The organism is Variovorax sp. YR634 (assembly GCF_900106655.1).
Taxonomy (GTDB): Bacteria; Pseudomonadota; Gammaproteobacteria; order Burkholderiales; family Burkholderiaceae_C; genus Variovorax.
In genome coordinates this window covers 1-7,405 of sequence record NZ_FNOL01000046.1, presented here as the reverse complement: position 1 = coordinate 7,405, position 7,405 = coordinate 1, and the positions used below count along the sequence as shown (strand labels likewise).

6 protein-coding genes are annotated in these 7,405 nt (G+C 69.2%); 3 read left to right on the top strand and 3 right to left on the bottom strand.

What is annotated here, in order from left to right:
• Positions 1 to 306: 306 nt before the first annotated feature.
• Entirely contained in the window at positions 307 to 1,308 is a 1,002-nt protein-coding gene (locus BLV60_RS33615) for a helix-turn-helix transcriptional regulator (protein WP_176929087.1), read from the bottom strand.
• Between the two features lie 142 nt (positions 1,309 to 1,450).
• Here BLV60_RS33615 and BLV60_RS33610 point away from each other — a divergent pair, with 142 nt between their 5' ends.
• Positions 1,451 to 3,433: a YadA family autotransporter adhesin gene (locus tag BLV60_RS33610; protein WP_093060096.1), complete on the top strand. Its 1,983-nt coding sequence runs from the start codon at positions 1,451 to 1,453 to the stop codon at positions 3,431 to 3,433.
• Positions 3,434 to 3,445: 12 nt separating this feature from the next.
• Here the strand turns inward: BLV60_RS33610 and BLV60_RS33605 are convergent, their stop codons facing one another.
• Positions 3,446 to 5,818 (bottom strand): phosphoketolase family protein, encoded by a 2,373-nt coding sequence (locus BLV60_RS33605; RefSeq protein WP_093060102.1) that lies wholly within the window; start codon positions 5,816 to 5,818, stop codon positions 3,446 to 3,448.
• Between the two features lie 187 nt (positions 5,819 to 6,005).
• Between BLV60_RS33605 and BLV60_RS33600 the strand changes: the two genes are divergently transcribed.
• Together BLV60_RS33600 and BLV60_RS33595 are read left to right on the top strand one after the other, a co-directional pair.
• Positions 6,006 to 6,380: a hypothetical protein gene (locus BLV60_RS33600; protein WP_093060094.1), complete on the top strand. Its 375-nt coding sequence runs from the start codon at positions 6,006 to 6,008 to the stop codon at positions 6,378 to 6,380.
• Positions 6,377 to 7,225, top strand: a complete 849-nt coding sequence (locus BLV60_RS33595) for a universal stress protein (RefSeq protein ID WP_093060092.1) — start codon at positions 6,377 to 6,379, stop codon at positions 7,223 to 7,225. The genes BLV60_RS33600 and BLV60_RS33595 overlap by 4 nt, the downstream gene beginning before the upstream one ends.
• Before the next feature lie 9 nt (positions 7,226 to 7,234).
• Here BLV60_RS33595 and BLV60_RS33590 read toward each other — a convergent pair whose 3' ends face one another.
• Positions 7,235 to 7,399, bottom strand: coding sequence for a helix-turn-helix domain-containing protein (locus BLV60_RS33590; protein ID WP_093060100.1), 165 nt, complete (start codon positions 7,397 to 7,399; stop codon positions 7,235 to 7,237).
• Positions 7,400 to 7,405: the final 6 nt, after the last annotated feature.

Sequence of the window (7,405 nt, the reverse complement as noted above, 5' to 3'; positions counted from 1 at the left end):
TCGGTGTCCATCAGCGCCATGAGGGCCCGGCCGTTGTGGACCTGGGTGACACGGAAACCGTGGCCCTGCAGGTAGTTGGCCAGCAGCAGCGTGATATCAACCTCATCGTCGAGCACCGCGATGTGGAAGGCAGGTTTCATGCGTGGGCAAGGAAATAAAGCAGGAATGTTGTAAACATCCTGGATCGGGGGGAGCGTAGCACGCATGTCGCGCTGCGACATCCCCAGGGAAGGGGAGCTCAGGCCGTATCTGCGGCGTGAATCCGCCGGGTCTTTCGGGATTGCGCGAGGTTCGGAGCCGGCGGCCTCAGATGCCCAGCCATGCCCGCAGCGCCGCGCGGCTGCCTACGCCCGCACGGTCGTAGGCGTTGCGCAGGTGCACCCGTACCGTGGCAGGCGACAGGCCGAGCCGCAGTCCGACATCCTTGCTGGAATGACCCGCGCAATACAGCCGCGCGATCTCGGCCTGTCGGGGTGTGAGGATGCAGGCTCCGCCGCCCGCGAGGCGGCGGCGCAAGGCGACGCGCAGTCCGCTTTCGTCGCGGGCCACATCGATCGACCAGCCGGCGGCCTCGAGCCGCCGCAGTGCCCCGCGCCGACCTGACAGCCAGTCCTCGGGCAGGCGCGGCGAGGTCGCGCCCGCCAGGTCCGCGAGCGCGGGCCAGGCCGCGCAGAAGGCGCGGTTGGCAAACAGTACCCAGCCTTGCGAGTCGGTGAGGGCCAGTGGCTGCGCTTCCTCGTCCAGGCCCTGGCGGGCATGCGCGTACAGCCGGTTGACCAGCAGGGACTCACGGATCTGCGGCGTGAGTGCTGTCAGCACGCGTGCGTCTCGCTCGGTGTGCGCGGGCGATCCGGGGCCGCGGTTGAGGTAGAGGTGCACGAAGGTGTCGCTGCCCTCGAAGGGGATTGCCACGCCCATCTGGTGGACGATGCCGTGGCGCGACAGGAATTCGCGCCATGCCGGAGGGGTCTGCTTCCAGCGCGGATCGTCGTCGTTGGCGAATGCGGCCTGCTCGGGCTGCGCGCGCATGGCAAAGGTGATGAAGTCCAGATCCGCCCCGTTGATCCGGTTCCATTGCTCGCTCATCGCGGCCAGGTCGTAGCCGATGCCCACCGACGAGACGAAGCTGCGCGGATGCCAGGTGTTGATGGCGCCGTGGTCGGCGCGGAATTCGTCCAGCAGGCGTCGCAGCAGCTCATGCTGGAAACGTTCGCTGCCGGTGGTGCGGGCCAGGCGCAGCAGCGACAGCGGCTCGCCCCCGGAGGAGGAGAAAGCGGCGGAACCGAAAGGTGATGTCCGAGGGGGCATGGCACGCGGGCTGCACTCAAGGGCCGGGCAGGCCGGCGAGGGGCGCCGCAGGCTACCACAAAGCGTGGTACGGGCCGGGTGCGTCGCGCCGGCAGCATCGCCGTGGCGGCCATGAGAGTCGCACGAGCGAGGAGAACACATCATGAAACGTCATCCATCACCGCGGCTGCTGCCTGTCGCGCCGATGTTGTACGCCCTGAGCCTTTGCGCGTCGCCGGTCGCGCAGGCGCAGGTGCTCAACCCCAACCTGTGTCCGGGCGGCACGCTCTACAGCAGTCGCGACGACAACGCCTATTCCGGCTTCAGCACCGCCCGCGACGTGGTGCAGGCCGACTGCCAGAGCAACATCGCCGGCGGTGCCGAGTCCCAGGCGGGCATCGACCTGACGACGGGAAACACCGCGATCGGGCGCTCGGCCACGGCCAGCGGCGGCTCTGCCTCGGCCTATGGCATCCATGCCCAGGCGGCGGGCAACGGCGCGACCGCGATCGGCCTGCGCAGCAACGCGAGTGCGAACTCGGCCACCGCGATCGGTTCCTTCACCGAGGCCAGCGCCGGCTCGGCACTGGCGGTGGGTAATGCCGCCAAGGCCAGTGGCGAGTCATCGGTCGCCCTTGGCTACCGCAGCGCGGCGTCGGCTGTGGAGGCGGTGTCGATCGGCGCGGACAGCGCGGCCAGCGGGGATCGTTCAGTCGCGGTGGGCAACGACAGCCAGGCGAGCGGCGCGCGCGCCAGCGCCTGGGGCGCCAACAGCAAGGCCCGTGACGAGCGCAGCGTCGCTGTCGGCGCCGACAGCGACGCCAGCGGCTACGGCAGCACGGTGCTGGGTTCGGCGGCGCGCGCGTCCGGCTACGGCGCCATGGCGATGGGCTATGCCAGCTTCGCCAATGCCGACGGGGCGCTGGCGATGGGCCGCAGCGCATTGGCCAGCGGCCTGAGTTCCATGGCCCTTGGGGCGTTCAGCGAAGCCAGCGGCCAGAACTCGGTGGCCATCGGTGCCCAGAGCAGCGACGGCGGCCGCAGTGACGTGGTGTCGTTCGGCACCTCGGGCAGCCGGCGCACGCTGACCAACGTCGCAGGCGTCGAGGCCAGCGGTCAGGTCAGTGCCGGCACGCTGTCCGTCGGCGGGGACGCGGTGGTGGGCGGCCGGCTGGTCACCCAGGGCGGCATCGACAACCGTGGCGCGGGCATCGTCAATGCAGGGCGCATCGGCGGCGTTGTCGCAGGCGAGGTCAGTGCCACTTCCTCCGACGCGGTCAACGGCGCCCAGCTCTACGGAGTGCGCACCACTGCCGAGCAGGCCCTGACCCTTGCGACCACGCAGGGCGCGCAGGTGATCGACATGACCCAGCAGCTGCAGTCGCACACGACGCAGATCCAGGCCCAGTCGGTGCAGCTGCAGGCGGTGGTGAACGGCCAGTTGGGCGTGTGCACTGTGGACGGTGGCGCGCTGCGCTGCTCGGTAGCGGGGCAGGCGGCTGCGAGCGCCAGCGGCATGGGCGCCGTGGCGGTGGGCATCGGCGCCTCGGCACAGGGCGACGGGGCGCAGGCCATCGGCCGCAACGCGCAGGCGCTTCATGGGGGCTCCCTGGCGATCGGCGACGGCGCGCGGGCACTGGCCGACCCCACTATCGCCATCGGCGCAGCGTCGCTGGCCAGCGGGACCAATGCGGTGGCGTTGGGCGCGAATGCGCAGGCACTGGCGCCCGAGTCGGTGGCACTCGGGCAGGGCTCGGTGGCCGACCGGCCCTCCACGGTGAGCGTGGGCAACGCGGCCGCGCCGCGCCAGATCGTCAACGTGGCCCCGGGCACCCTGCCTACGGACGCGGTCAACCTCTCTCAACTGGAGCGCACGAGCGCACAGCTCGGTGCCCAGGTGCAGGCGGTGCGCGAGTTCGCCGCGCGCGGCGTCGCGCAGGCCATGGCCATGCCCTCGGTGCCAATGTTGCAGGCCGGCCGCCGCTGGGTCGGCGCAGCGGCGGCGAGCTACGCGGGCCAGAGCGCTCTGGGCGTGGGTTTCGCGTACCAGTTCGACGAGCACTGGCAGATCGGCGGCGGCCTGTCCGTCGCCACGGGCTCCGGCACGCAGGTCGGGGGACGGGTGCAGGCGGGCTATCAGTGGTAGGGCGGGCGCTGGCTACCGCGTCCAGCGCCAGTTCTCGATCTCCGGCATGTCCCGGCCGTGGCGGGTGATGTAGGCCCGGTGCTCCAGCAGCCTGTCGCGCAGATGCTGCTGCACATGCCCCGTGCTGTCGCACAGGCGCGGCACACGTGCGATGGCATCGGCGGCCAGATGAAAGCGGTCCAGCCGGTTGAGCACCGTCATGTCGAATGGCGTGGTGGTGGTGCCTTCCTCGCAATAGCCGTGGACGTGGAAGCCGGGGTGGTTGCGCCGCTTGTAGATCAGCCGGTGAATCAGCGCCGGGTAGCCGTGGAACGCGAAGATCACCGGCCTGTCGGTGGTGAAGATGGCGTTGAAGTCGGCATCGGAAAGGCCGTGCGGGTGCGCGGCAGGCGACTGCAGCGCCATCAGGTCGACCACGTTCACCACCCGGACCTTCAGCTCCGGCACCTTTTCGCGCAGCAGGTCGACGGCTGCCATCGTCTCCAGCGTGGGCACGTCGCCGGCGCAGGCCATGACCACGTCGGGCGTGCCGCCTTCGTCGTTGCTCGCCCATTCCCAGATGCCCAGGCCCGTGGCGCAGTGGCGCACCGCGGCATCGATGTCCAGCCACTGCGGCGCGGGCTGCTTGCCGGCCACGATGACATTCACGTAGTCGCGGCTGCGCAGGCAATGGTCAGTCACCGAGAGCAGAGTGTTGGCGTCCGGCGGCAGGTACACGCGCACCACCTCGGCCTTCTTGTTGACCACGTGATCGAGAAAGCCCGGGTCCTGGTGGCTGAAACCGTTGTGGTCCTGGCGCCAAACATGGCTCGTGAGCAGATAGTTCAGCGACGCTACGGGCCGCCGCCAGCCGATGCCGCGCGCCACCTTGAGCCACTTGGCATGCTGGTTGAACATCGAGTCGATGATGTGGATGAAGGCCTCGTAGCACGAGAAGAAGCCGTGCCGCCCGGTCAACAGGTAGCCTTCGAGCCAGCCTTGGCAAAGGTGTTCGCTCAGCACTTCCATCACGCGGCCATCGGGCGAGAGGTGGTCGTCGCCCGGCCATATCTGGGCGGTCGTCGTGCGTTCGGTTACATCGAACAGGGCGCCGAGCCGGTTCGACGCGGTTTCGTCCGGCCCCATCACCCTGAAGTTGCGCTCTCGCGCATTGGCGCGCATGACTTCGCGCAGGAAATTGCTCGCGACGCGCGTTGCCTCGGCGTCGACCGCGCCCGGTGCCGCCACCGGCACGGCGTGTGCGCGGAAGGGCGGCATCGCCAGATCCTTCAGCATCAGTCCGCCGTTGGCGTGCGGATTGGCACTCATGCGGCGAAGGCCCACGGGCGCGAGGGCCGCGATTTCGGCGCGCAGCGCGCCGCGCGCATCGAACAGCTCCTCGGGCCGGTAGCTGCGCAGCCACTGTTCGAGCAGTTCGACGTGGCCGGGCTTGGCTGCAAAGTCGGTAAGCGGCACCTGGTGCGCGCGGAAGGTACCTTCGACCTGCAGGCCGTCCACCTGGCGCGGTCCGGTCCAGCCCTTGGGAGATCGCAGCACGATCATGGGCCAGCGCGGCCTCGTGTGAAAACCGTCCTTGCGGGCGTTGGCCTGGATGGCGCGAATGCTGTCCAGCGCTGTATCGAGCACGGCCGCCATCTGCCTGTGCATCTCGGCCGGCTCGTCGCCCACGACGAAGTACGGTTCGTGCCCGTAGCCACGCAGCAACTGCGTCAGTTCTTCCTCGCCGATGCGCGCCAGCACGGTGGGGCCAGCGATCTTGTAGCCGTTCAGATGCAGGATCGGCAGTACCGCTCCGTCGCGTTGCGGGTTCAGGAACTTGTTGGAGTGCCAGCTCGCCGCCAGCGCACCGGTCTCGGCCTCGCCGTCGCCGATCACGCAGCAGGCCAGCAGCGAAGGGTTGTCGAACACCGCGCCGTAGGCGTGCAGCAGCGAATAGCCCAACTCGCCACCCTCGTGGATGGAGCCCGGCGTCTCGGGCGCGACGTGGCTCGGAATGCCGCCCGGGAACGAGAACTGAGTGAACAGGCGCTGCAGGCCCTCGGCGTCCTGCCCGATGGCGGGATACACCTCGCTGTAGGTCCCTTCGAGGTAAGTGTTGGCGACCACGCCCGGCCCGCCGTGGCCCGGGCCCGCGATGAAGATGGCATCGAGGTCCCGCGCATTGATGGCGCGGTTCATGTGTGCATAGATGAAGTTCAGGCCCGGCGTCGTTCCCCAATGCCCCAGCAGGCGCGGCTTGATGTGCGAGAGCACGAGCTTCTCGCGCAGCAGGGGGTTGTCCATCAGGTAGATCTGGCCCGCCGAGAGGTAGTTGGCGGCGCGCCACCAGGCATCGAGCAGCGCGAAGTCGTCGTCCGGAATTGCCGGTGCAGGGGAGAAGGCCATGTCGAGCTGCTTTCTGGGTGACGGACGTTCCAGTATGGGCATGCGAGCATGCGCAGGGTTGATGTCGCTCAAGCCGGTAACAACCGATACAGGAGGCGTGGCTTTGTGTTGCCTTGATCCCGCGCAAGCCTGGCAGGGCGGTGCGGCGTCAGCATTCGTGTGAACGCCCCCCGGCAAGAGGACACACATGAACTCCGACTTCACTTTTCCGCTGGCGCTGTGCAAGGCGCAGTACGGCATCTGGCTGCACTCGCTTGAAATGTTCGAGACGATCGGATCGCGCATCCTGCAGGACGGCATCGCACTGACCCGCGCCGAGACGGATGCCGTCATGCGGGCCGAGGACTGGCGGGCGTTGGCTATGGCGCCGATGCATGCGTTCCGGCGCTCGGACACGGACGGTGTTTCCCACACGCCACCGGTAGCCATCGAGGCCACACCATCCCGGCGGGCCGTGGTGAACGACGCCCTGCGCACCCTGCACGGGGCGTTGGCCGCGGCACCCTCCGCACGCCGGCTGCAAGCCGGTCGCAAGGCGGCCACAACGCGGGGGAAAGCGTGACGTTCTCGACCATCTCCGTGCACCTCGACCACACCGAGCGGTGCGAGGTCCGAACCCGTCTGGCGGCGCGGATCGCCAGGCTGCATCGCAGCCACCTCATGGGCATCGTGCCGACCGGCCTGCCAGCCGCGTGCGACCCGGTGCCGCCGCCTGCTTGCACGGAAGAGACGGCCAATGTGCTTGTCGAGGCCTCCCTGTACCTGCGCAGGCGGGCGGAAACCGTCGCGCACGTGTTTCACAGCCGGCTCGCGGGCCCGACCCCGCTGTCTTGCGACGCTCGGCTGGTGAATGGCGAGCCCGCGCAGGCCGTCGTCCATCTTGGGCGGGCCAGCGACCTGATCGTCGTGGGGCAGGCGGACGAGGTCGCAGCCGTGGGCGATGCGGTGCGCCGGCTGCCCGAGGAAGTCATGCTGAATGCGGGCCGGCCCGTTCTCATCGTTCCGCGTACGGGCCGCATTGCGGGAGCCCTGGGCAGGATCCTCGTGGCATGGGACGGGAGCAGGGAGGCGTCGATCTCGCTGCGCGGTGCGATGCCGCTGCTGCGCAAGGCGGCCCACGTCACGCTGCTTTCCCTCTTGCGGAACGGCGACGCGGACTCGGCGCATGCGCCAGACCCCTCTGAAATGAGCGGCTGGCTGCTGCGGCACGGCGTCCAGGCCAATGCCGAGCACCTGGTGACGTCGCTGCGTTTCGCCGATGCCCTGCTGGACCGCGCCGAGGCGCTCGGGAGCGAACTGCTCGTGATGGGCGGCTACGGCCATGCCCGCGTGCACGAACGCATGCTGGGCGGTGTGACACGCAGTGTGCTCATGCAGGCCAACCTTCCTGTCCTGATGGCGCACTGACGCACGCGGCTACAGCAGCCCCTGGTTGGCGGCCGCGATCACCGCATGCGCACGCGTGCGCACCTGCAGCTTGTGGCAGATGTTCTTCATGTGGGCGCAGACCGTCCGCCCGCTGATCGAAAGATGGCGGGCGATGTCCCCTGTGACATGGCCTTCGGCAACGAGCCGGAGCACCTCGCG

What these genes read in the sequence shown, in the direction of transcription:
- BLV60_RS33615 (WP_176929087.1), bottom strand. Translation starts at nt 1,308, where the DNA reads ATGCCCCCTCGGACATCACCTTTCGGTTCCGCCGCTTTCTCCTCCTCC.
- BLV60_RS33610 (WP_093060096.1), top strand. Translation starts at nt 1,451, where the DNA reads ATGAAACGTCATCCATCACCGCGGCTGCTGCCTGTCGCGCCGATGTTG.
- BLV60_RS33605 (WP_093060102.1), bottom strand. Translation starts at nt 5,818, where the DNA reads ATGGCCTTCTCCCCTGCACCGGCAATTCCGGACGACGACTTCGCGCTG.
- BLV60_RS33600 (WP_093060094.1), top strand. Translation starts at nt 6,006, where the DNA reads ATGAACTCCGACTTCACTTTTCCGCTGGCGCTGTGCAAGGCGCAGTAC.